20 protein-coding genes are annotated in these 23298 nt (G+C 43.1%); 15 read left to right on the top strand and 5 right to left on the bottom strand.

What is annotated here, in order from left to right; translation table 11 throughout:
* Window positions 1–29: 29 nt before the first annotated feature.
* From bioA to AC27KT_RS00335, 4 genes are all read left to right on the top strand, one after another.
* A complete protein-coding gene (bioA, locus tag AC27KT_RS00320) occupies window positions 30–1295 on the top strand; it encodes an adenosylmethionine--8-amino-7-oxononanoate transaminase (protein ID WP_487126431.1) in 1266 nt (421 codons plus the stop codon).
* Between the two features lie 169 nt (window positions 1296–1464).
* A complete protein-coding gene (locus tag AC27KT_RS00325) occupies window positions 1465–1986 on the top strand; it encodes a DUF2937 family protein (protein ID WP_487126433.1) in 522 nt (173 codons plus the stop codon).
* A 142-nt stretch (window positions 1987–2128) separates the two neighbouring features.
* Window positions 2129–3355 carry an ABC transporter substrate-binding protein gene (locus AC27KT_RS00330; RefSeq protein ID WP_487126435.1) on the top strand — a complete coding sequence of 409 codons (1227 nt, stop codon included), beginning with the start codon at window positions 2129–2131 and terminating at the stop codon, window positions 3353–3355.
* A gap of 314 nt (window positions 3356–3669) precedes the next feature.
* A complete protein-coding gene (locus AC27KT_RS00335; protein WP_487126437.1) occupies window positions 3670–3951 on the top strand; it encodes a hypothetical protein in 282 nt (93 codons plus the stop codon).
* 47 nt (window positions 3952–3998) lie between these two features.
* On the opposite strand, the gene AC27KT_RS00340 is transcribed toward AC27KT_RS00335, so the two are convergent.
* Window positions 3999–5273, bottom strand: coding sequence for a peptidase C39 family protein (locus AC27KT_RS00340; protein ID WP_487126439.1), 1275 nt, complete (start codon window positions 5271–5273; stop codon window positions 3999–4001).
* The gene (locus tag AC27KT_RS00345; RefSeq protein ID WP_487126441.1) at window positions 5270–6757 is read right to left on the bottom strand and encodes a RimK family protein; all 1488 of its coding nucleotides are present in this window, start codon (window positions 6755–6757) and stop codon (window positions 5270–5272) included. The genes AC27KT_RS00340 and AC27KT_RS00345 overlap by 4 nt, the downstream gene beginning before the upstream one ends.
* A 252-nt stretch (window positions 6758–7009) precedes the next feature.
* Here AC27KT_RS00345 and AC27KT_RS00350 point away from each other — a divergent pair, with 252 nt between their 5' ends.
* Window positions 7010–7978, top strand: a complete 969-nt coding sequence (locus tag AC27KT_RS00350; RefSeq protein WP_487126443.1) for a calcium/sodium antiporter — start codon at window positions 7010–7012, stop codon at window positions 7976–7978.
* Window positions 7979–8077: 99 nt separating this feature from the next.
* Here AC27KT_RS00350 and AC27KT_RS00355 read toward each other — a convergent pair whose 3' ends face one another.
* On the bottom strand, window positions 8078–8566 hold the full coding sequence (locus tag AC27KT_RS00355) for a hypothetical protein (RefSeq protein ID WP_487126445.1): 489 nt from the start codon (window positions 8564–8566) through the stop codon (window positions 8078–8080).
* Between the two features lie 324 nt (window positions 8567–8890).
* On the opposite strand from AC27KT_RS00355, the gene asnS reads away from it, so the two are divergent.
* Window positions 8891–10288, top strand: a complete 1398-nt coding sequence (asnS, locus tag AC27KT_RS00360; protein ID WP_487126447.1) for an asparagine--tRNA ligase — start codon at window positions 8891–8893, stop codon at window positions 10286–10288.
* Between the two features lie 108 nt (window positions 10289–10396).
* Here asnS and AC27KT_RS00365 read toward each other — a convergent pair whose 3' ends face one another.
* Window positions 10397–11296 carry an AraC family transcriptional regulator gene (locus tag AC27KT_RS00365; RefSeq protein ID WP_487126449.1) on the bottom strand — a complete coding sequence of 300 codons (900 nt, stop codon included), beginning with the start codon at window positions 11294–11296 and terminating at the stop codon, window positions 10397–10399.
* A 201-nt stretch (window positions 11297–11497) separates the two neighbouring features.
* On the opposite strand from AC27KT_RS00365, the gene AC27KT_RS00370 reads away from it, so the two are divergent.
* The 5 genes from AC27KT_RS00370 (at window position 11498) to AC27KT_RS00390 (ending at window position 17196) form a co-directional block, all read left to right on the top strand.
* Window positions 11498–12448: an SDR family oxidoreductase gene (locus AC27KT_RS00370; RefSeq protein ID WP_487126451.1), complete on the top strand. Its 951-nt coding sequence runs from the start codon at window positions 11498–11500 to the stop codon at window positions 12446–12448.
* A 252-nt stretch (window positions 12449–12700) separates the two neighbouring features.
* Window positions 12701–13222, top strand: coding sequence for an exonuclease domain-containing protein (locus AC27KT_RS00375; RefSeq protein WP_487126453.1), 522 nt, complete (start codon window positions 12701–12703; stop codon window positions 13220–13222).
* Between the two features lie 286 nt (window positions 13223–13508).
* Window positions 13509–15233, top strand: a complete 1725-nt coding sequence (locus tag AC27KT_RS00380; RefSeq protein WP_487126455.1) for a hypothetical protein — start codon at window positions 13509–13511, stop codon at window positions 15231–15233.
* A gap of 176 nt (window positions 15234–15409) precedes the next feature.
* The gene (locus tag AC27KT_RS00385) at window positions 15410–16216 is read left to right on the top strand and encodes a PEP-CTERM sorting domain-containing protein (RefSeq protein WP_487126457.1); all 807 of its coding nucleotides are present in this window, start codon (window positions 15410–15412) and stop codon (window positions 16214–16216) included.
* A 335-nt stretch (window positions 16217–16551) separates the two neighbouring features.
* Window positions 16552–17196, top strand: a complete 645-nt coding sequence (locus tag AC27KT_RS00390; RefSeq protein ID WP_487126972.1) for a fibrobacter succinogenes major paralogous domain-containing protein — start codon at window positions 16552–16554, stop codon at window positions 17194–17196.
* 126 nt (window positions 17197–17322) lie between these two features.
* On the opposite strand, the gene AC27KT_RS00395 is transcribed toward AC27KT_RS00390, so the two are convergent.
* Complete coding sequence (locus AC27KT_RS00395; protein WP_487126459.1) at window positions 17323–18339, bottom strand: hypothetical protein; 1017 nt, start codon at window positions 18337–18339, stop codon at window positions 17323–17325.
* A gap of 44 nt (window positions 18340–18383) precedes the next feature.
* Here AC27KT_RS00395 and AC27KT_RS00400 point away from each other — a divergent pair, with 44 nt between their 5' ends.
* The 4 genes from AC27KT_RS00400 to AC27KT_RS00415 all read left to right on the top strand — a co-directional run bounded on the left by AC27KT_RS00400 (window position 18384) and on the right by AC27KT_RS00415 (window position 23226).
* Window positions 18384–19643: a paraquat-inducible protein A gene (locus tag AC27KT_RS00400; RefSeq protein WP_487126461.1), complete on the top strand. Its 1260-nt coding sequence runs from the start codon at window positions 18384–18386 to the stop codon at window positions 19641–19643.
* Window positions 19640–21292: an intermembrane transport protein PqiB gene (pqiB, locus tag AC27KT_RS00405; protein WP_487126463.1), complete on the top strand. Its 1653-nt coding sequence runs from the start codon at window positions 19640–19642 to the stop codon at window positions 21290–21292. Before AC27KT_RS00400 ends, pqiB begins: the two co-directional genes overlap by 4 nt.
* 194 nt (window positions 21293–21486) lie before the next feature.
* Window positions 21487–22086 carry a PqiC family protein gene (locus AC27KT_RS00410; RefSeq protein WP_487126465.1) on the top strand — a complete coding sequence of 200 codons (600 nt, stop codon included), beginning with the start codon at window positions 21487–21489 and terminating at the stop codon, window positions 22084–22086.
* A 12-nt stretch (window positions 22087–22098) separates the two neighbouring features.
* Window positions 22099–23226 carry a sensor domain-containing diguanylate cyclase gene (locus AC27KT_RS00415; protein WP_487126467.1) on the top strand — a complete coding sequence of 376 codons (1128 nt, stop codon included), beginning with the start codon at window positions 22099–22101 and terminating at the stop codon, window positions 23224–23226.
* Window positions 23227–23298: the final 72 nt, after the last annotated feature.

Raw genomic sequence — 23298 nt, forward strand, 5'->3', positions numbered from 1 at the left:
ATTTTAAAATCTTTACTAACGGTTAATTTGTGAACAATATAGAATTTGATAAACAACACATTTGGCACCCCTATACCTCGGCGGTTAATCCCCTTCCCTGCTATGAAGTAGTTGGTGCAAAAGGCGCTGAGCTTACCTTGGCCACCGGTGAAGTATTAGTGGACGGCATGTCTAGCTGGTGGGCTGCTATTCACGGCTACAACCATCCTGTACTCAACGATGCTGCGCACAAGCAAATTGACGCATTTTCTCACGTTATGTTTGGCGGTATTACCCACCAGCCGGCGGTAGATTTGTGTAAATCGTTACTTAACATGGTGCCGGCAGGTTTAGAGCGTCTATTTCTGGCAGACTCTGGCTCAGTGTCTGTTGAAGTTGCGATAAAGATGGCGATTCAGTATTGGGCGTGTCAAGGGCGCTCAGAGAAGTCGCGCATTGTCGCGCCGCGCAATGGCTACCATGGCGACACCTTTGCCGCAATGAGCGTGTGCGATCCCGTTAACGGCATGCATAGTTTATTTGAGGGTGTACTAAGCAAGCAGATTTTTGCGCCCGCCCCTCAAACTCGCTTTGGGCAAACGTTTAGCGAAGATGACATTCTTCCGCTTGAAGAGATTTTTGAAAAGTATCACCACACCATGGCTGCCCTTATCCTAGAACCTGTTGTTCAAGGCGCAGGCGGCATGCGTATTTATCACCCCGAATACCTAAAGCGCTGCCGACAACTTTGCGATACCTACGACGTACTTTTAATTTGCGATGAAATTGCTACTGGCTTCGGCCGCACAGGTAAGCTCTTCGCTTGCGAGCATGCAGGTATTTCGCCTGACATCATGTGTTTGGGTAAAGCGATTACGGGGGGTTATATGACACTGGCCGCGACCTTGTGTACCGAAGATGTGGCTTTAGGGGTTTGCCAAGGGGAGCCTGGCGTATTTATGCACGGCCCCACATACATGGGAAACCCGTTAGCCTGCGCGGTGGCCAATGCCAGTCTGTCGCTAATTAGCGAAAGTCATTGGCAGCAGCAAGTTCCTGCCATTGAGAAACAATTACAAACCGAATTGGCAAAATGTGCAGACTTGCCGCGAGTCGCTGACGTAAGGGTGTTAGGTGCGATAGGTGTGGTTGAAACGGTAAATCCCGTCAATGTAGCCGAAATTCAGCGCCATTTTGTAGAACAAGGCGTGTGGATACGGCCATTTGGGAAACTGGTATACATTATGCCTCCGTACATTATATCTTCCGAACAGTTAAGTAAGCTAACCCACGCGATTTACACAGCCTTGAAATAGTGCGAGAGGCTGTTACGCTTAGCACTTGCTTTTCGGGGGAGCGGTGACTTTTTGAAAAAATGTCCGTTTAAAAAACGGCCAGCAGGTTGAAGCAAGTTTTCCCAAAAGTGAATATTCAAGCGGATCACCAATCGGATTATTAGTACAGAGTGTTTATAGCGAGATTTGAATGATAGTACGTGTTTTAGATAAAGTTGTGTTTGCAGTTTTGTTTATCATTACACTACAAGTCCCCATCTTGGCGGATCATTATCGTCAATACCTCAATGGCTATTATGACGCACTGAGAGATGAAGTTTCTAGTTCGTCGGCGCTCGCCAAACAGCATGGTTTTTCTTCGGTAGAAGCCATGCTTGAAAGCTTACAGAAAAACAGTGAGCCAGTTGTGCGAGAGAATGCCTCGATGAAAGCGACACGTTTCGCACAAATCACCACTTTAGAGCAAGGCATAAGGAAGCTAGAGCACGGTCATTACTTCGAAAAGCTTGTGTTTATGGCCTCGCCTTCCCAATATGGTACGCTGAAGCGCGTGTTAGATAATTTCAGCCCCTCTGTACCACTAACGCCCTCGTCGATTGTGTTTAGCCTTGTTTCCGCTATCTTACTTAACCTGTTAATTTGGACGCCACACTTCTGCTACTGTCAGGTAAGGAATTTCAAACATAAACCCAATCGCTACGCTTATAAGTAGCGTGGTGTATACATAGAGTTTCAAACTGTAGAGACTAAAGTTTAATAGTGGCAAAAGAAAACTCGTTATAGCGTTATAGAGCTGTTGCAAATTTTGTTTTTAAACGCGAATACAAAATTGCAGGTGTAAAATACGGAGCATTATGATGAAGCGCTTTTGGGGTTTATTAGCCTACTGCGGAGCAATTGCAGTGAGTTATGCTGAGCAGCTTAATGTAGGCGTATCCGTATCAACAAGCGCACAGCGAGAAGCCTTCTATTCCTTGGCGCACGATTTTGAGTTGCGTTACCCAACTGCCGAAGTGAAATTTACTGCGTTAAGCAGCGAAGAGTATAAGCGTGCTTTTCCTAATATGCTGTTAGATGAGAAGCGCTTTGATGTTTTATACTGGCATGCTGGTCAACGCTTGTTTAATTTCATCGAAGACGGCTTAGTATTACCCATCGATGATTTATGGTTAGAAAGCAATTTAGACGGCGCGTTTGACAAAAACACAGTGCAGAACCTCAGTTATAATGGTCGCTACTTTGCAGTGCCCATTTCCTATTATCAAATCGGGTTTTATTATTCAAAAGACGTGTTCGAGCGCTTATCACTACCCGAGCCCACAACGTGGCAGGAATTTATAAACGCTTGTGAAATCATAAAAGCAGATGGTCTACCTCCCATTTTCATTGGAACTAAAAGTAATTGGCCCGCCACAGCGTGGTTTGACTATTTAAATCTGCGATTGCACGGTCTTGATTTTCAACAGAAGCTAACAAATGGAGAGATAGCATTTAGTGATGAACGTGTTAGAACCACGCTGAGTTTCTTAAATGATTTAAGAAAAAATGGATACTTCATTGAAAACCACGATGCTCTGGAGTGGAGAGTAAGCTTACCTCTGTTGTCAAGAGGCTTAGTGGGTATGTCGCTTATTGGAAATTATGTCGTTCAAGAAATAAGGCCTGATATGCTCTCGCGCATCGGCTTTTTTCCTTTCCCTGAAATAAGCCAAACTATCGCCAAATATGAAGAAGCCCCAACTGATGTGCTAATTATTCCTAAGCGCGCGAAGAACATTTCATTAGCCAGAAAGTTTTTAGCTTTTGCGGCAAGCCACGCAGTTCAAACCAAATTAAATAAAAAACTGGGTGTTATATCTCCAAATAAATTAGCGCAGAAGCAAACCTCTCCACTTACTCAAGAGGCCTATATAGCGCTTTCTTCTGCCGATGGCTTTTCACAATTTTTCGATCGTGACGCTGACGAAGCGTTTGCCACCGCCGTAATGCCTATTCTTGATGAATTTATGGTTAATGGCGATATGCACAACACCATTACAGCGTTAGAGCAGGCTCGCAAAGAGACTTCATTATCTCCCTAGTAAAATACACGAACCTCGTGTTCGCTCTACTTAATCTCATGTAGTTAAGTGAAAACGTACCTTCATCGCCTTTTCAGTTAAGTCTTGATGACTACTGCAATTCACCTACCTAACAATTTTTACTTCCCCGCTTTTGGTAATAAATCTTCCAATACTAGCCCTCAACTTTTTATTGAACGTGGCATCAATAATGCAATATCTATAGTGAAGTTAAGTGAGAAAGATTCGTTTATTGTATTTCTTAAAACAAGGGAAACCAATAAACCGCAATTTATCAGATACTTAAGAGAGAATTATTGAACGGAGATATGACAATGCCAACAGATGCACAATTATTAATCGGGAAAGTGTTGCAAATAAAAGACAAAATTATTGCAAAACGCCATTGTATTCCAAGCGACTTAGAAGCGGAATGGAACACACTAAACAAGCAAACTGCATGTTTTGAAAGTGAAGCGCTCTATAAGAGTGCAGTGAAAGGTCAAGAAATGAATAAGCATATTGATTATTCAGGTTCGGTGAAAGAGCTGTCTCAATTAGTAAAGCAGCTTAAAACATTAAATAAAAAGGTTAACGTTGTACAAGTGCACCATTAAGGCCCTAGGCATTGATTTATGCCCTAGGCCCTAGCTTGAAACTTTTATTACTTTTTCATTTTAAGGAGTACCAATGTTCTTACTTTACGTGTGCCATAACTCGCAAGCCTTAGAAAATCTTCGCGGGCGACCGGAATGTGTTGATACTCAACAGGCTGTCCCTCACTCGCGTCAGGATCGTGCAGATAGTAGCAGTGAGGATCGCAGCTAGTCACCGCTACCCAATGGGGTACTTTTTTCTTATCGAACGCGTATGTGCTGATTAAGCATAATACTGCCCCACCAGCTTTAAGTGTTTGATCAATAACATCAATCCGCCAGTCAGAGATTTCAACAGAAATCCCTTTTCTACGTGCCTCTTCAATAAACTGTGATTCAACATTTTCGACTATGGCTTTCTTGTTAGTATCTCTAACACCATCAACGAAAAGCGGGACATCCTGATTGATGACCACTTTTGCTACATAGCCTTCATTTACCGCTGCGAGTGCTAAGCCCACAGGGTGACAACCACCATGGCCCGACATCATAAATATCGTGGTAGCGATACGCCACAACGATAACTCTTTTTCCTGTGTCATTTCATAGCGATTGTTCAATGCACACATTGCCATCATTAATGCCGACGGGCCGCAGGTAAAATCAGTCGTTTGCTGGTACCACGGATAAACTTCTGGCTTAACCGACTTACTCGGCACCAACACTTTTTGCATACGCAATGCGTCGGTGTGATCGTCGTAGTAATCGGTATACATACCGAATTGACTAAATCCTAACTTTTTATATAAAGCAATGGCGCCAGCATTACCTACTGCTACTTCCAGGCGCATAAATCGCTTTCCCCGCAAGAGCGCCCGCTCCCCCAAGCTATTTATGAGCTTTTCAGCAACGCCAAGCCCTCTCGCTTCAGGCAGAACCGCAATAGAATATAGTCTAGTAAGCTGCGTACCGCGACGCAGCAGCAACAGTCCATAGCCTACAATGCTATTTAAACCTTGTTTATTCTTATCAAGGTTTGAGCCTGAACCCGACGGTGTACGCTCGGCCACAATAAGCTCTGCGTGCTGGGCATCAATGTAAAATTTGAAGCGGCTTTTACTTAGCCTATCAGTGGTAAAGCAGGTTTGCTCAATGTGCTGAAGCGAAGCAAGATCGTGTAATGTCGCAACACGCAGCATTACATTCGACTGCGTTGAAGGCGCTCGGGCACTTTTTGTCGATATAGTATTCGACGCACCTTCAGCCAGGCCATATGCACTATTTTCGCTTTCCTGTGGACTTGCATTATTCACTTCAATTACCCGCTCAGCCGATGTGTTCATCGCCCTCTTTGCTCCAACCTGTCAGCAAATTCCTGCATAATAAGTTCATACAGTTCCTTGCCTAAATACTTATCTTCCACACCCGAATCGATACTTGGGTTGTCGTTCACTTCAATAACATAAACCGCGTTGCCGGTTTGCTTGATATCTACACCGTATAAGCCATCACCCACCGCTTTAGCGGCTTTGATAGCGGCTTGTAGTACCGGCTTAGGTACTTCAAACGTTGGCATTGTGGCAAATCCACCCGAAGAGAATCGATCGCCCTGGTGGTTGTAAATCTGCCAATGGTTACGCACCATAAAGTACTGACAAGCGTAAATAGGTTTGCCACCTAGCACACCAATTCGCCAGTCGAATTCAGTGAATATATATTCCTGAACCAAAACAAGCGCCGATTCAGTCAGCATTTGTTCTAAGCGCGTTTTTAACGCCTCTTTATTTTCAGCTTTGTGCACACCGCGAGAAAACGAACTTTCTGGCAGTTTTAATACTAGTGGCAGACCAAAATCGGCAATGAGTTTTTCGCATACTTCATCGGTAGCGCTCGATACAAAGGTCGCTTTTGGCGCTGGCACTTTCTGATAAGCAAACGCGTCCTGCAGGTAAACCTTGTTACAACAGCGCAGAATTGACTGTGTGTCGTCCATCACCACAATCCCCTCTCGCTCGGCGGCACGGGCTAAGCGATAAGTATGGTGGTCAATCGCTGTCGTTTCACGAATGAATAATGCATCATAGTGCCCTAATTCTTCTTGCGACAGGCGGCTCACCACATCTGCGCGAAACCCCACTTTTTCAGCTGCTTTAACAAAGTTCTTAATGGCGCGTTCATCACTAGGCGGCGTGCTTTCTTCAGGGTTAACCAGAATAGCCATGTCCCAGCGCGTGCGCTTGCTTGCTTTACCGGCTTTCCACTGTATCTTTGTGTGCGCTTCTAATTGCTCAATGAAACGCGCTTGTTGCTTGACGTTTAAGTCTTTAAACGCTTTTGCCTGTACGCTTGCAAAGCCTTCAATTTGTACTTTACCCGTGGCTTTAGGCGACACTTTTGTGTCGGTAACCGTTGGGCTTAACACCAGAACAGGGTAAGGGTATTTTTCAAACGCTTGGCGGGCCAAGCGCTTAAAGCGCTGATCTTTCACCTCGCCGAAAAGTACTAATAAAGGTTCATCAGTAATTTCCGTATTGTCTTGGGATACCGACAAAGAGAATACGATGCGATCGATACTTTTCTCTTCAGCCATACGCAAATCGTTGATGGTGTTTACCGACGGCAATACAGAGTGATTACGTGCCTGAGCCAAAAGTGAACAATAGTAGCCTTCACTTAAATAACGCGTGGTATCGCAAATATTGATAACGCGTGTTTTGGGCTCGTTCAACTTTGGGAACTCAGCAAGGTAATCTTGAAAAGTCAGCACGGTTAAAGCTGTGTTACAAAAAGGAGTAACATCATCAGTAACGATCAGTGTATTGTGCATGTAATTCGCTTCTAAATAGTGTGTTGTCAGGTACAATTAAGGGCGTGTTTGTTCAATTTATAAACACGATTTAAGTAGCGCTGAGTTTACGCTTTACTCACCATTTGCATAGCATTATCAGCACGGCTTTTTTTCATCGTTAAGACAACAAAAACTTATGTGCATTTGAATAGTTTGAAGCTACTTTTATTTATAAGGTTTGCCTACACATAGAGGTAACCACGCAAGACATGAAGGGTTTAAGGAGTACGTATGCTATTGGCCAGCTTGGCTATTTTAATTGGGTTGCCGGTTCTACTATGGAGCGCAGGGAAATTTGTTGGCGGAGCAGCATCGGTAGCTAATCATTTTGGTGTATCCCCACTGCTTATCGGTATGCTCATTATTGGGTTTGGTACCTCGGCTCCCGAAATTATTGTGTCTATATTTGCTGCAATCCAAGGCAACTCTGGCATTGCGCTGGGAAATGCCTATGGCTCTAACATTGCCAATATCCTATTAATTCTTGGTCTTACCGCAATAATTAGCCCTATTGCAGTTAAATCAGAAATTATCAAAAAAGAACTGCCTGTTCTGCTTGGTATTACCTTCTTTGCTGCATGGCAGGTATGGGACTTAAGCGTTTCTAAAGATGACGCATTTTCTTTACTAGGGCTTTTTGTACTCCTGCTTTCCTGGAGCATTTATCATGGCATGAAGGGCGACAAAGACGCCCTCGCCGACGAATACGATGAAGAAATTAATAGCAATGAAGGCACAGTGAAAACCCACGTAATGTGGTTGATAGCGGGGCTTTTATTGCTAGTTGCAAGCTCGCGTATGCTGGTATGGGGCGCGGTAGAAGTCGCCACCTTCTTTGGTGTTAGCGATACGATTATTGGGTTGACGGTTATCGCAATTGGTACATCGTTACCAGAACTTGCATCATCGCTAATGGCGGTGAAGAAAGGCGAACACGATTTAGCTATCGGTAATGTAATAGGATCTAACATGTTCAACACCTTGGCGGTAGTGGGCATTGCAGGTACCATTCAGCCAATGACTGTGGGTTCGGAGTTCTTATACCGTGACGTTATGGTGATGTTCGCATCAACCATTGCGCTGTTCATTTTCTGTATTGGCATTAAGCGCCAGGGTCGCTTAAACCGCTTGGAAGGTGGTGCATTCGTGCTTGCATATGCAGCCTATACTTACTGGCTTATCCAAGCGGCTTTCATTTGAATTGATAAATAACCTAAACTCGTACGGCTAACTGGTAACCTCTCACTTGATAATACACCTTCAGCGGAATTATCGAGTGAGGCTTGGTTATTTCCCCGTCTATAGCCCCAGTGTTGTGGCTAATGTAACCAAGCTAATAACCGCGATGGCGAACAGAATAATCAGATTAACTCCAAAACTATCAGACCGGCGTCGATTTCTCCTTGCCCGCATAATAATGCTTACCAAGGTTACAACTAGACATATCTGTAGCATTATGGTCATGGCTGATAGGTGACTTTCAGACCAACTGGTATCTCCTTTTATTCCCCAATACTGCTGCACGCCGCTGATAAAATCTGGGCGCGCATAGTGAAACAGTATGAGTACAACAACCATGCCTAGCCAGCCAACAATGTTTAGTGCCAGCATGACCTTATAGAAGGGCGTTTGAGAACGAGGCGTTGAACGTCGCTCGGCAAGTTCTTCATATGTCATAATACGCCTCTTATTTTCTGCTTCGCTAGACTGATCAGCATTGCTTTGCGTAGCGTGTGGTTCTTGTGCTTGCTGGGGCACTGATGTGCTTGAATCATTTTTATTTCCCATTTGTCACTCTGTTCTCTGGCATCCCGCTTTATGTTGGGTATACTAGCGTGCTATTGGATTGTATTTCATTGGTTATTTTTACAACACCAAGCCATGTTTCGATCTGTATTTTGCTTATATTTGGCGTCAAGCGAATTGCGAAAAGCCTTTTGAAAAGCGAAAAGCTATTACAGATGCTAGTTAGTTATCGGCATGACAATCCAAAAACATTGACCATAAAGCAAATTTTAGTGCATTTTTTCATTCACAGTTTAATGCACTGTGTTGTTGAAAATGACTTAATAGTAAGCAACAACATAAAATTAGTAAGACGGAGAAATTAACATGACGCATGCGCCCGTAGTTGACGTACTTAAAGGTAAGTACGCCGTTGGCGAATCGGTAACCGTAAAGGGTTGGGTAAGAACACGCCGCGACTCTAAAGCGGGGTTATCATTTATTGCACTACACGACGGTAGTTGCTTCGATCCTGTACAAGTTATTGCGCTAAATTCTCTGTCAAATTATGCCGATATCCAGCGCTTAACAGCAGGCTGCTCATTATCGGTTACCGGTACAGTGAAAGAGTCGCAAGGTCAGGGGCAAGCGTTAGAAATTGATGCTACCGAGGTAGAAATTGTCGGTTTGGTTGAAAACCCTGATACTTACCCGATGGCCGCTAAACGCCACAGCATTGAATACCTGCGTGAATACGCGCACTTGCGCCCGCGTACCAATGTGATTGGTGCGGTTACTCGTGTACGTAACTGTCTGTCTCAAGCTATTCACCGCTTCTTCCACGAAAAAGGATACTTCTGGATCTCTACGCCAATTCTAACGGCTAGCGATACAGAAGGTGCTGGTGAAATGTTCCGCGTATCAACACTTGATATGATGAACCTTCCGCTAGACGACAAAGGTAATGTTGACTACTCAGAAGATTTCTTCGGTAAAGAAACCTACTTAACGGTATCTGGCCAGCTTAACGTTGAAACCTACTGTACTGCGATGTCTAAGGTGTACACCTTCGGTCCTACATTCCGTGCAGAGAATTCAAACACGTCTCGCCACCTTGCCGAGTTTTGGATGATTGAGCCGGAAGTGGCGTTTGCTGAACTTAAAGACGTAGCGCAGCTTGCTGAAGACATGCTGAAATATGTGTGTAAGGCCGTGCTTGAAGAACTGCCTGACGACATGGCGTTCTTTGCTCAGCGCATTAAGAAAGACGCCATTGAGCGTTTAGAGAAGTTAGTAAGCTCTGACTTTGTTCGCATGGACTACACAGACGCTATCGAAATTCTGCAAAACTGCGGCAAAGAATTCGAATTTCCTGTTGAATGGGGTATCGATTTATCTTCTGAGCATGAGCGCTATCTTGCAGAAGAGCACGTTGGTGCGCCAATTATCATGCAGAACTATCCGAAAGATATTAAAGCGTTCTACATGCGCATTAACGATGACGGTAAGACTGTTGCAGCAATGGATGTACTTGCGCCAGGCATCGGTGAAATCATCGGTGGTTCACAGCGTGAAGAACGCCTAGACGTTTTCGATGCACGCCTTGACGAAATGGGCCTATCGAAAGAAGACTACGCGTGGTACCGCGACCTTCGCCGCTACGGCACCGTACCTCACTCAGGTTTCGGTCTTGGGTTCGAGCGTCTCGTAGCATACGTAACCGGCATGCAAAACGTACGTGACGTGATCCCATTCCCTCGTACACCGGGTAACGCTAGCTTCTAAGCGGTTACTGTATCAATAAATAAAAAGCTCGCTACAGTTTGCTGTCGCGAGCTTTTTTAATATATCTATCGCTAATATTTTTTAAGTCATAGCCTCATGTTGACCAAACTATTGCAGCATGGTCGCGGCTTTTGCTTTATTTTCTTTTTCCCACTGCTTCGGCGATAAGCCATACATTCGCTTAAAATCTCGGCTAAATTGCGACGAACTTATATAGCCAACATCCAATGCTGCAACACTTACGTTTGTGCCTTCAGATATTCGTTTGGCTGCGTTATTCAACCGCATCGATTTGACAAACTGAATAGGCGACATAGTAGTGGCTTGTTTGAATTTACGATGAAATACGGCCTTACTCATACCTATCTTACTGGCCATATCGTCAATAGTGACGTTTTCATTTACATGTGAGGCCAGGTATTCAATAGCACGCCCTATAGCATTGCCTACGCCAAAACTACCTCTTACTGTGCTACCCGCTTCCCCTTTTAATACCGAGTAATACAGCTCGCGCAAACGCGTACTGGCTAATATATGAATGTCGGTAGCATTATCAGTGAGAAGAAGTAAGCGATATAGGGCATCGGTAAAATCAGCATCCCAGCGGGCTGAAGCAATGCCCGAGGGTGCAGACGAAGCTGACGATTGACTGAAATTACCGCCTACACTTTCAAACTCAATAGCTAAATCGGTCATCAATCTGCTATTTAAAGAAATATAAACCCCCAGAAGTGGGCTTTCCTCAGAAGCATCGGGAATGCCCGCCTCTACAGGCATAGACATGGTGCAGCAAGTATATTTGCTGGTGTTAAAGGTATACTTATCCCCATTCAAAATGGCTTCTTTACCGCCGTGAACAATGGCAGTTAGTGACGGTTCGTATACTACAGGAGCACATTCGATGGGCTGTGTTATTTTAAAAAGTTGAACACCATCGATCCCGGTATCGTATAAGCCGCTGTTTTCCACTTTCTCTTCAATTAACTGCTTTATTAGTGCTTTGCTCATAGCGTTTTACACCACTACCCCATCTTTTGTTTACGTCGTGTTTTTTGATTTTTTGCGTTTTGCAATCTAGCAGCAAACTTCACCCTTAACAACAAGGTGATACGATTAGGCAAGTTTTCAAGAGTTTTTCGCCTACTTTACCCAATCGTTAGTCATTATATTACAAGTATACAAAATTTAGTGGCAAAAGGTGTGAAGCAGATGACAAAGAGTAATCTATTTGGAAAAGGCGGTTGGACGCCATCTCGTATTGAAAACGCAAACGGTAAGACGTTTTTAATAACAGGCGCAAATACGGGCGCTGGGTTTGAGGCTACACGTATTCTACTGTCCAAAGGTGCGAAAGTCGTTATGTTGAACCGAAGCCCGAGCAAATCCCATGACGCTATCGCTACGTTAAAGCAAGAGTTTGGTAACGATGCCAATGTCAGCTATATACGCCTTGACCTAAGCAGCCTTAATGCTGTGAGACAGTCAGCAAAAGAAATCTTAGCTCAAGTTCCTACTATCGACGCGCTAATTTGTAATGCTGCTATTGCACAAATATCAACGCAAGAATTAACCGAGGATGGTTTTGAAAGCCAATTAGGCGTTAACCATTACGGTCACTTTTTACTGTGTGGTTTGTTATTCGATCGTATCAATGAGTCGAAAGGACGCATTGTAGTCGTTGCTAGTGAAGGGCACAAAATGGGCCTAAGAACCATGCAGTTTAATGACATGAACTGGGACAAAAATTACAACCCCAACAAGGTATACAGCCAAAGTAAACTGGCGCAAATGATGTTTGCTTACGAATTACAAGACAAAGTAAAAGCACATAATAAACACGTGAAGGTGTTTGTGTGTCACCCCGGAGCGTCGAACACCACCCTTATACGAGAAAGTGCTAACTGGGTAACCCGTATTTCTTGGTCCTTTATGGTGAAAATAGGGCTGGCGCAGTCTGCCGAGAAAGGCGCCTACCCTGAAGTGATGTGTGCCACCGAAGATAACCTTAAACAGCGTGCCTATTATGGACCAACAGGGTTAATGAATTTTGGCGGCCCTGTTGGAGAGGGTAAATTGGAGGAGTTTGCTGTAGACAAAAAAGTGCTAACAAAACTTTGGGCCGTATCAGAAGAAGCGACCGACTTTACCTGGTCGTTTTAATTACTAAATTGAATGTTGATGAAATGAGAAAAGCTGTTTTTATTTCGGGCTATTGAGTCAACTTGGAGGTGCTATTTTAGGATAGTGGCTCTTTATTATTTTATACACTTGAAAAGTAACGAATAAATCTTTATTGCAAGCTTAATTCCAAAGTTAAAATAACTGAAATAATGTACGATTAGTCAGTTTTTTCAATGAGTTATTTAAAACTTGTCAAAACCTCCTATAATATTGGCTATAGGAGTGGTAATTATGACGAAATATGTCTTCTTATATACGGAAACTACAGGTTTAGATCCCCATAAAGGTAACCATCGGATCATCGACCTAGCTTGCATAGAATATGAAGATGCTGCTCCAACAGGACATGTATTCAATCTCAAAATTAACCCTGAGGGCAAAAAGTCCGTTAAGAGCGCTTTTCGAGTTCATGAAATCCTAGATGAAGAATTAGAAGGCCAACCCACCTTTAGTGATATCCATCAGCAATTCATTGAATTTATCAGGGACAGTCACCTCGTTATCTTCAATGCAGCTTTTGATTTACGGTTTTTAAATGCAGAGTTAAACCGAGTTAATTACCCTTCAACGGTGTCTGATATTTGTGCTGAAGTCACTTGTGCAATGGAGCTTGCTAAGAGCAAATTTGGTGCTAGGAAAATCAGCCAAGATGCGGCTTGCTTACGATACGGCATTGATATTTCAAGGCGAACTAAACACAGTGCGCTACTTGATGCTTCTTTAATGTGCAGAGCTGTTTTTCAAATTACTTGATGATACGGTTGAGCCGCTAAAATCAACACCACAGCAGAATAAGCATACGCCAACCAAAGCCATATCCATTCCAAGAGCTTATAAAAACAAGGAAACTGGCATATATACCCAGCTTAACTTTTGTAAAAATCCAGAATGTAAGAATTTTGGTGTCGTAGCTAAAAACCCCACTTACAAAGAAAATGGTGAGCTTAAACGGGGCTTAGGTAACGAATACAAGCTTACATGGAGTGACGATAAATCTGAGCATCTGCTCACTTGCAAATTATGTGGTCACAGTACCACCATGCTACACAATCGTTGTTTTGAATTAGAAGTAAAACGTCTTTCAACCATATACGAGCCAGTCGAGCCAACGTGTCAGAATAAAGCTATCCCCGGACAACCTAAGACGTTTCGGCACTACTATATCCCACTATCTCCTAATAATAGGCGTGGCATTAAAAAGCAAAAGCCTCGGTGTAAAAACAGAGACAAGGGAATTTATACTCACCCCGAACTCTACAAATTAGATGGGAAAGCCCAGCCTGGCCGCATTGTCGAGCGCATTGTCAAAAAGCCACTCAAAAAAGGTCGTAAGCCCGTCACTCAAATAATCAAGGAAGAAAAGCTTGGCTCACAATTTCTTACCTGTCATGCATGTGATAGTAAGATAACTGTTAAGTTAAACCCAGCAAACCGTCATTATCGAGATTCAGATAACGTTAAAATCTTCAAAGATTTAATGAATAAAGACATCTTTAATCGCATGGTGGACAAGCATGAACTGGGGGCTAAGGTTATCTACGACAAAATCAACTTTTTCTACGAGCAAGCCTTAGCCTTTGACCATTATCACTCACAGATGATTGACCATGCGGTAGCAACCAGAACACTGAATCTTAGTTCTGATAGACAGTTCTATTTAAGTAACTGGGGCGACCATAACATGCCAAAACCTACGCCCATCGTGAATACATCAACGGTCGATAATCAATCAGGCTTTGTATTCGTTTCCAATGTGAATTTTGATTTCACCAGTGATTATCTAGAGATAAACAAAGAGCATCGAGAAAAGAAAGAGCAGGAAAAATTTCCGTATTACAGACGTTACGCGCAATACGTATTAAGCAATGATGATGTTAATGTTCAGGCACCTGAGCATGAACGCACTGTTGACCTCCAGCTACCACCCAAAGGATTACTGGTACAGCAAGCGTATAGCGTATTGGCTCACTGTGCTTTACTTAAACAAAAGCTCAAATATGCTAACCAAATTAACTTATACGCTGATAATGATTCGGGTATCAAATTAGCCCTAGGAGCCGTTTTTCACGATTGGATAGCACACAATAAGCTTTATGCCTTTCAAATCTCATCAGAGAAAACAGGCAGCGTTCAGTATCTAGATGAAGACGCATCAAAACGATTTAGAGAAGTTCGAGCGAATGCGAAAAAAGAAAACCCAGACATCACCAACGAAGGCATCAAAAAAGCCCTTTGGGAAGCGCAATTATCAAACCGAGTTCGTGTCGGTAATGCGAAGTCAGAATGGATAATCAACCCTAATAGTAAATCGCGTTTAGCAATGATGCTGACACTAGGCGATGTGAAGAGCATGAATCCAAAACTGGTGGCAAGTTTATTGGATAATGCCCCGCTTCATGGTGTTGATAATCGGTTTCAAATTCTACGCAGACACATTAACCTTTTAGAGCGCCCCGTTACCAGTGCCACCAACGCAAAACGCTGGAATGCCTATGCTGGCTATAACCCTGAATGGATGGTAAAGCTCATTAAAATCAAACGCGTGTATTTCAATTATTGCATGACCAATGAGCGCACCATTAACCGAAACTATAAAGGTAATAACAAACCTAAACCTTCTACACCAGCAATGCGACTAGGATTAACCAGAAAGCTTTTCACGGCAGAGGATTTATTGTCATTTAGTCTCGATAAAGTTCGCATTGACGAAGTGTACCGTAATAAAACAGAGCACCTACCTAGCTTCGTGAGTAACCGATTTTAGTGTCAGGTTATTTTACAAAGGTACAAGCTTTAAATCATACAAATTCGCTAACCTACTGTTTTTTTTGCAAGTAACCTAACTGGAATAGTTCCTGCGAAGCACTCTTAAAGTATTTATTTTTAGCTTTATTAAATACCTTCCAACCTCGATGGAAAGGGATTAAAAGGATAACTCAAATGAAAAACAAATTTTTAAAGGGCTTAGCGGCAAGCTTTGCTTTGGCTGTTAGTGGTTTTGCTAATGCAGGTATAATTCAGGTAGGGGTAATAGGTGGGGGAAGCTCCTCAGGCAGTGATGTTGTAAACCAACTTAATGATGATACGTTTTTTGATTTTAATGCTTCACTACTGACCTCAAGTGATGCTGACTCGTTAATTGAGCTGACAACTTTTGATGTATTGGTTCTTGGTGAAAGTGGCTCTAGAGATACGGGATATACTTCTGCCATGTATTCCGCAATTAGAGGTTTTTTAGAAAATGGTGGTGGGGTTGTTACCACTGGCTGGTTTAATTATCTTACCGACCCACTTTCAGGACAGGCAGCACTGGATGCTGATTTTATTTCTCCATTTTTAGATAGTAGGTATCAATTTGCTCGTAATGGCGCAACAGTAAGTATAAATAATGGCTCACATGATATAACTGCTGGTATATCTGACTTCCAATTTAGTGCTAATCATCACGAGCTAGCGAGTGGGGTAGATATCGATGCATACTCTTTAGCGACAGTTGACGGACTAACGGCAATTGCAGCTCAAGAGTTGGTGGGCCGTTCGGTTTATCTAGGTGGGCTATATATGGCTTCCAGCAACTACAATACAACGGGGTTACGTTCAGGAATAGAAGACCAATTATTGGAACAGGCTGTTTATTGGGCTTCTAGTAATACACAGGGAAACGTCCAAACTGTACCAGAACCATCCACACTAGCTGTTTTTACTCTAGGGTTATTGGGTTTAGCTTCTCGTAAATTTAAGAAATAAGCTTAATCTCTAGATAGTAAATCATGAAAAACACTGATCCTTACGGTCAGTGTTTTTTCGTTTTTAGATATATAAAAACAAGAAAATAATAGTTTAACTTACCTTTTAACCTTCACAAACTCAGTAACTCACTAAAAAATTTGACTAATCGTACATTTTTAATGTTATTCGAATACTTTCTTGAGACTCAATCGTCATTGAAAAATAAAGAAATAATTTTCTAAAAGCAAAAAGCCGCTTCGTTATTTCAACAAAACGGCTCCAAGTTGACTCAATAGCCCGCTTTTATTTTAGGATTTTTCATGATGACCTCTTCGCCCTCAGTTCCAGCTTCTATGAACACTTCAAATCTAGCGTTTGATGGCAGCCAGAATACTTTTCAAGACGTGGAAGGTAATCGCTATAAAACCGTAAAAATAGGGAAACTTGAGTGGTTTGCAGAAAACCTACGCGCTACTCAGTTTCAAGATGGAAGCCCTGTTGGTTCTGGGTTTATTCCAAAAGACGACGAGAAGAACCTACTTAAATATGGACGGCTTTATCACTGGCAAGACGTAAACGACGAGCGAAAGCTGTGTCCTGCTGGATGGCGCATAGCGACCGACGCTGATTGGCAGGAAATGGAACGCGCTATTGGTGTAGCACAAAGCGAGCTGGCGCTAGAAGGCTGGCGCGGAAGCAACGACATTGCTATTTCGCTAAAAGCGGAGCAGCCTAATACCCTGTTTAAAAAATTCGATCAGGCTAAAGTTAACCAATTTCAATTTGGCGCAACGGCAGCGGGCTTAAAGATAGGCCACTGGTACATAACGCAGGGAATGTACACTGAGTTTTGGACAAGTACGAGCGCCACCGACAAAGAGGCTTACGCTCGTACCCTAGCCTATTCGTGGTGGAACTCACATAAAGGCGAAATTAGAAGGGCTAAGCTAAACAGAGACTATATGTTTAGCGTTAGATGTGTGCGAGATGCCAATTAGCCACCTAAGCATGGCTGATACTCTAATAACGCTCTCAACGTGTGGCCATGAGTACATTTAATTTGAAACTGTAATGGCCTTACTATCTAAGAACAGAAGAAGCGGAGCGCTTTAATCAAATTCACTTTAATCGAGCCCAATGGCAGCTGAGCGACAGGGTACTACAGAGTATGCATAGCCAATTTCATTTTCTGATGACTTAACTATTTGTAAAATCTCGTAATCGTTAAGCTCTATAACGCGGGTTCCTTCAGGGTGAGCACAGCGAGAGCGAGAGTCTGCTTCAAACTCATAAATAAAACTAGCTAGTGCCTGGCGCTGTGATTTTTTATAATGAATACTTTTTTGTTTTGCATCGGTTAAAAGCGCGGTTAAATCTGCTTCTAACTCTGAAACCTCTTCTGTTTGTCCCTCGATGGGTTTCTCTTCATTATCTTCAGGCTGGGCTTCAATCTCATTTTCTATTGTTATTAGCGCATTGGCGCTTTCATTACTGAATTCAGAAAGTAGCCCCACCTGTCCTGCCAAAACCCCCAGCTGCAGGGCCACACCAAGGGTCCACACAAACCTTGCAACAGCGGTGGATAACACATAACGATAGCCGGGCTGATGCCATAGCCTTTGTACACCAAAGGGCTTTAATAATAATAGGAAAAATACATAGACAAAGATAACTAGCATTCCGCCAACAAGTGCCATTAACGTGGTAACAAAGAACCAGCTTGGCACCATAAGTATGAGCGCGAAATTGTGACTGTAGGGTAGCGCGCCAGCAGATACGCCGGTTATGCTATTCACTAGCCCACTAGCCGACGCTAATGCGAAATTCGCGATAATTGCGTATACAAATAAAATTATCGCTTTCCCTGGTAAGCTGTTCCACAGCGCCATGAACCTAGGCCATGTCTCGCTGACAATACCAGCAAGTGCTAGACCAAACATGATTGCTTCAAACAAGCCACTTTCGATATCGAAAAATAGTTGCAACAAGAGCATACTCGTTGCCAAGAAATAACAACGCTGAGCGAAGGTAATACTTACCCAAAAACGTAAAAAGCTAATACGCCTTTTCAGAAATAGACGATTCGCCTGCTGCTTTGCTTTTCCATATACACTGCGAATTTCGTTTGCTTTTTCCATCATTCTATCGTCAATTATTGTTGTTATACGCTTAAATAAGACCGGCTATGCTTCCCGACATGCTCGCAATAAGCTATGCTGTAGATACCGAAAATCAACGGGTTATATCTCTAGGCTACTCCCTATCTTACAACGAGCATACAAAAAGTGGCGTGCAAAAGCATATGGCTGAATCAAATACGTTATCTATAGTTTGTGAGCAATGCCATACTCAGGTAAACATCCCCGTTCTGGCACACAGGCAACGGGCCGTATGCCCAGTATGCAACCACACGCTTATATCTCATCGCAATGGGGCAAGCGAAAAGTTACTCGCTTATGCTTTCAGTGCTTTGATCTTTTTATTGCTCTCACTACCGTTTAATTTCCTGACATTCAAAGCGAGCGGGCAAAAGCACAGTATCGACCTGCCCACTGGAATAACCGTACTGATCGAACACGACTACTTATCGTTGGCGATAATAACCAGTTTAGCCACACTATTGCTACCCGGTATGGTGTTAGCAGGCCTGTTGCTTTTATCTTTAGCCCAATTACAAAACCGTCGCCCTTTTTATTTGCCTCGGCTCTACAAACTTGTAAAAGCGCTTTTGCCCTGGAGCATGGCTGAAATTTTTCTTGTGGGTACCTTGGTCAGTCTTATTAAAATTACCGAGCTGGCCGATGTTTCTATCGGCCTGTCTTTCTACGCCTTTGTTGGCTTCTCGGCATTTACTGCACTTTGTATATCACAATTCGATACCACACGTTACGCTATGTGGATGTCACAAGGGCAGCCCCCTCAGCCTAAGCCACTCTGTGAAAAACAAGCAAAAGCAAGTATTCAGCGAACCTGGGCACTGTTATTAACTGCTTGTATTTTATATATTCCTGCTAATGTATTGCCAATTATGTATACTGAATTTTTTGGCCAAGAAACACCAAATACCATTATTGGGGGGGTGATTTCTCTGTGGGAATCGGGGTCGTATCCTGTCGCATTGATTATTTTAGCTGCCAGTGTGGTAGTACCTGTGGCGAAAATAATTATTCTTGCTTGGCTTAATTTTTCTGTACAACGTGAGAAAACCACTTCAAAACAATTACGTATACGTTATTACCGCATCACCGAAGCGATTGGCCGCTGGTCGATGATAGACGTTTTTGTTGTGGCAGTACTGGTGTCTCTTATTCAAATGGGCAACACCATGTCTATTTATCCGGGCCAAGCGGCACTTGCCTTTTGTGCCGTAGTATTTGTAACAATGATAGCCGCGATGACGTTTGATTCGAGGCTTATTTGGCAGCAGTGGAAGCAATTACCATGACCACAAACGATCCAAACATTAACGAGGCAAAGGTAAAGCCAACTTCATCCATATCTCGCATTTGGATTATTCCAATCCTCGTAATCGTTATTGGCGGATGGATGGTCTATTACCAATGGAAAAACCAAGGCCCGCTTATCACTATAGAGCTTCAGTCAGCAACAGGTATTGAAATCAATAAGACTCCTATCAAGGTGCGCGACTTAGATATTGGCCAGGTGAAAAAAATAACGTTAAAGCCTGATCTCAACGGAGTACTTGTTACGGCAAGAATCGATGCTAGCGCTTCTCATCTGCTTAATGAAAATGCGAAGTTTTGGGTTGTCGCTCCCCGTATAAGCTTTTCAGAGGTATCTGGACTCAACACGCTTTTATCTGGCAGCTATATTGCGATGTCTGCTCATGATAAAGGTGAAGAGCGCTTGCATTTTACCGCGCTTGAGCGGCCACCTGTTACGCCTCCTGGCACGCCTGGGCTACATGTTATGCTAAAAAGTGACGACGAATTTGCATACAAGCCTGGCGACCCTATTATCTATAAAGGGTTTAAAGTTGGCGAGTTTGAAGATGCCACCTTTAATATTGAAGAGCGTGTTGTGTATTACGATGCTTTTATAGAAGCGCCCTACCACAAGCTCATTACTAACACGACGCGCTTTTGGGATGTTAGTGGTGTTAAATTATTATTGGAATCGAACGGTGTTAGCGTTGAAACAGGCAGTTTAGAAACCCTTTTGGCCAACGGCATCACCTTTGGCATTCCCGAAGGTGTTCCAAAGGGTGAACAAGTCCTCGACAATGCCTTCTTTACTATTTATGGCGACAGCACTGCTGCCTCCGACGCACGCTACAAAGTAGCAGCAGAGTACTTATTGCTTATCGAGGAAAGTGTACGGGGGCTCACCGTTGGCGCCCCCGTAGAATACCGTGGCATTGAAATTGGTAACGTCACTGCAATCAACTCCTTCCCTGCCGTTGAAGGCAATATTTTGGAGCGGGATTACCCGATTCCGGTACTTATTAATATATACCCCGGCAAGGCTAGACAACCAGACACGAAAGAAGGTTTAAGTGCCATAAAGCAAACGATAAGAAACTGGCTAGAGAGAGACCTTCGTGCATCGCTTCGCATGGGGAATGTGTTAACGGGTGGTCTGTATGTAGACTTACAGCATGTGCCAGATGCCGACAGTAACAGTGAAATAGCAGTAATAAACGGCTATGAAGTGATCCCCACTGTTAGTAACGAATTCACGCAGTTAACTCAAAAAGCCGACGCTATCTTGGATAAGATAAATCAGCTTCCGCTTAAGGAAATGGTAGAAAATGTTCAACTTGCCGTTGAGGATATGCGTTTAGCAGCAGAGTCGGTTGAAACCGCAAGCAGTGACTTTGACCTTCTGATTGCAGATATTGATGCCAAAGCGCTCAACAGCAATCTAAATCAAGTGCTTGTGAGTCTTGATGGCTTGCTCAAAAACTACAGCGAAGGTGGATTTAATCAATCGGAGATAAAAGAAACCGTTGATGCCCTTCAAGAAACCATGCGAAATATACAACCGTTACTATTGAAACTGAATCAATCACCTAATAGCTTAATTTTTTCACAAGATAGCGAAGCAGATGTTCAACCTAAAGCTAGAAATTAGAGATATGCGTTTTTTCAAGTTTGAAAGCTGGTACAGCTTATTTGGCATAAAAAATGCTCAAAAGTAATACGTGACTGCTAATTTTCACGATATACCAATGCTTGATAGCGCTATGGTCTAATGTGAAAGATTGTGAAAACAGTATAAATTATTACCAGTACATCCGCCGTTCAAGGATGAAGGACTCAAATCGAATGATAATGCAGTTTATATCGGGCTTGGCTTTTCTAAGAAAACAAGCGTTACAAGTTAGTGTATTAGTACTTACATTTCTGTTGATACAGGGGTGTACCTCGGCACCTACCTCACTTAATTACTATTTGCTTCACTCAACCGATAGCATGCCCTTGATGCATAGCACTGCCAAAAAAGTCATTATTTTAGATAAAATCACCCTGCCGGAGTATTTGAAGCACAGGGGGTTAGTATACCAAACGAGTGACACCAATTTGCACATTTCAACGCGTCATTTGTGGGCCGAGCCAGTGGAAGAAGGCGTAACGAAAGTGCTTACAAGCGCATTGGCCGATAAAAAAATATCACTTAATCGCGGGGACCAATACCTTAACGAAGAGTCAACCCACTTAGCTTTACACATTGAGGATTTTATTAGTACCTATGAGGGCGACGTCGTATTCTCTGGTCAGTATATAATCAGCAGCACAGCGAACGGTACTTCTATTCATCCCTTTAAATTCAACGCAACGATAGAAAATGACGGGTTTTCATCAAGTGTTAAAGCCATGAGAAACGCGATTACTCAATTAGCTCAACGCGTTGACCAGAGCCTTTAGCACTTTACAGTTATGCTTGGTATTTTAAAGCAATATGTATTTAGCGGTGTAAGCCGCCACTACAAAGACGAAACCAACAGACGCATCATGGTTGTCAACTTGTTCGCTGCTGTGGGTATGTCTATTACGTTTATATTGGGTTGTAGAGCGTTTTTCGCAGCGGAATATTCTCTTTCAACAACCCTTTTCACCGCCAGTGTCGTTTTCGCCATATCTCAGCGATTACAGGTACGTGTTGCAACACCACGCGCGCGCACTGCCTCCATAAGTTTATTAATCCTCTGCCTAATGGTGCTCACTTTATTGCTACTCATAACGGGCGGAAAAGATAATACAGGGCCTTTATGGATATACTTGGTACCACCTGTCACCATGTTTTTTGCCGGGTTTATTCGTGGATTATTTTCACTTATTGCATTCACTATGGTGAGCGCTGTCGTCATGTTCGGGTTCGATGAAGCTATACTAGTCGCCCAATATACTTATGCCTTTAAAACAAGGCTGCTCTATTCATTTATGACAGTCTCCTTTCTATCTGCTTTTTACGAGTATAGCCGCCAAAAAAGCTACGATACTGCCCTTTATTTAAGCGAACAGTTTGAGCGTCAGGCAAAACATGACCACCTTACTCAATTATTGAACAGACGCGGTGCACAGCAATCCCTGGAGCGAGAATACGCAAGAATTGTGCGCAACAAGAGCAAGTTTTCAATCGCTATTGCCGATATTGACCGTTTTAAAAGCATTAACGACACCTTAGGTCACGAACAAGGTGACGAAGTGCTGGTACAGATATCTAAAGTGTTTACCTCCCGTCTTCGCAAGCAGGACATAATCGCGCGGTGGGGCGGTGAAGAGTTTATGTTTATCTTTAATGACACTGATGAAGCAGGTGCAGTGCAGGCACTAGAGCAAATAAGAAAAACACTAAATCAAGCCCCCCTTAATATTAACGGCCGTGAATTTCACGTAACAAGCAGCTTTGGCGTAAGTGAGGTGACACCGGGTATTGATATCTCCTACGCTATACGGTGTGCTGACAAAGCGCTGTACTACGCCAAGGATAATGGCAGGGACCAAGTTTGTAGTATCTCGAGCATCACCCCTTCTCCTCTTTCCGAACAACGAACTTCGTTTTAACGATCTACTTGCCTTTACACAAAATTGACTCACGTTTAGTTACATTTGCGCTGTATTACTGAAACACTTTAG

The sequence above is a fragment of the Alteromonas sp. 5NW40-0090 genome (assembly GCF_057552975.1).

Excerpts from the sequence above, each read along its gene's own strand:
- AC27KT_RS00325 (WP_487126433.1), top strand. The coding sequence starts at position 1,465 with ATGATAGTACGTGTTTTAGATAAAGTTGTGTTTGCAGTTTTGTTTATC.
- AC27KT_RS00330 (WP_487126435.1), top strand. The coding sequence starts at position 2,129 with ATGATGAAGCGCTTTTGGGGTTTATTAGCCTACTGCGGAGCAATTGCA.
- AC27KT_RS00335 (WP_487126437.1), top strand. The coding sequence starts at position 3,670 with ATGCCAACAGATGCACAATTATTAATCGGGAAAGTGTTGCAAATAAAA.
- AC27KT_RS00340 (WP_487126439.1), bottom strand. The coding sequence starts at position 5,273 with ATGAACACATCGGCTGAGCGGGTAATTGAAGTGAATAATGCAAGTCCA.
- AC27KT_RS00345 (WP_487126441.1), bottom strand. The coding sequence starts at position 6,757 with ATGCACAATACACTGATCGTTACTGATGATGTTACTCCTTTTTGTAAC.
- AC27KT_RS00350 (WP_487126443.1), top strand. The coding sequence starts at position 7,010 with ATGCTATTGGCCAGCTTGGCTATTTTAATTGGGTTGCCGGTTCTACTA.
- AC27KT_RS00355 (WP_487126445.1), bottom strand. The coding sequence starts at position 8,566 with ATGGGAAATAAAAATGATTCAAGCACATCAGTGCCCCAGCAAGCACAA.
- asnS (WP_487126447.1), top strand. The coding sequence starts at position 8,891 with ATGACGCATGCGCCCGTAGTTGACGTACTTAAAGGTAAGTACGCCGTT.
- AC27KT_RS00365 (WP_487126449.1), bottom strand. The coding sequence starts at position 11,296 with ATGAGCAAAGCACTAATAAAGCAGTTAATTGAAGAGAAAGTGGAAAAC.
- AC27KT_RS00370 (WP_487126451.1), top strand. The coding sequence starts at position 11,498 with ATGACAAAGAGTAATCTATTTGGAAAAGGCGGTTGGACGCCATCTCGT.
- AC27KT_RS00375 (WP_487126453.1), top strand. The coding sequence starts at position 12,701 with ATGACGAAATATGTCTTCTTATATACGGAAACTACAGGTTTAGATCCC.
- AC27KT_RS00380 (WP_487126455.1), top strand. The coding sequence starts at position 13,509 with ATGCTACACAATCGTTGTTTTGAATTAGAAGTAAAACGTCTTTCAACC.
- AC27KT_RS00385 (WP_487126457.1), top strand. The coding sequence starts at position 15,410 with ATGAAAAACAAATTTTTAAAGGGCTTAGCGGCAAGCTTTGCTTTGGCT.
- AC27KT_RS00390 (WP_487126972.1), top strand. The coding sequence starts at position 16,552 with ATGAACACTTCAAATCTAGCGTTTGATGGCAGCCAGAATACTTTTCAA.
- AC27KT_RS00395 (WP_487126459.1), bottom strand. The coding sequence starts at position 18,339 with ATGATGGAAAAAGCAAACGAAATTCGCAGTGTATATGGAAAAGCAAAG.
- AC27KT_RS00400 (WP_487126461.1), top strand. The coding sequence starts at position 18,384 with ATGCTTCCCGACATGCTCGCAATAAGCTATGCTGTAGATACCGAAAAT.
- pqiB (WP_487126463.1), top strand. The coding sequence starts at position 19,640 with ATGACCACAAACGATCCAAACATTAACGAGGCAAAGGTAAAGCCAACT.
- AC27KT_RS00410 (WP_487126465.1), top strand. The coding sequence starts at position 21,487 with ATGATAATGCAGTTTATATCGGGCTTGGCTTTTCTAAGAAAACAAGCG.
- AC27KT_RS00415 (WP_487126467.1), top strand. The coding sequence starts at position 22,099 with ATGCTTGGTATTTTAAAGCAATATGTATTTAGCGGTGTAAGCCGCCAC.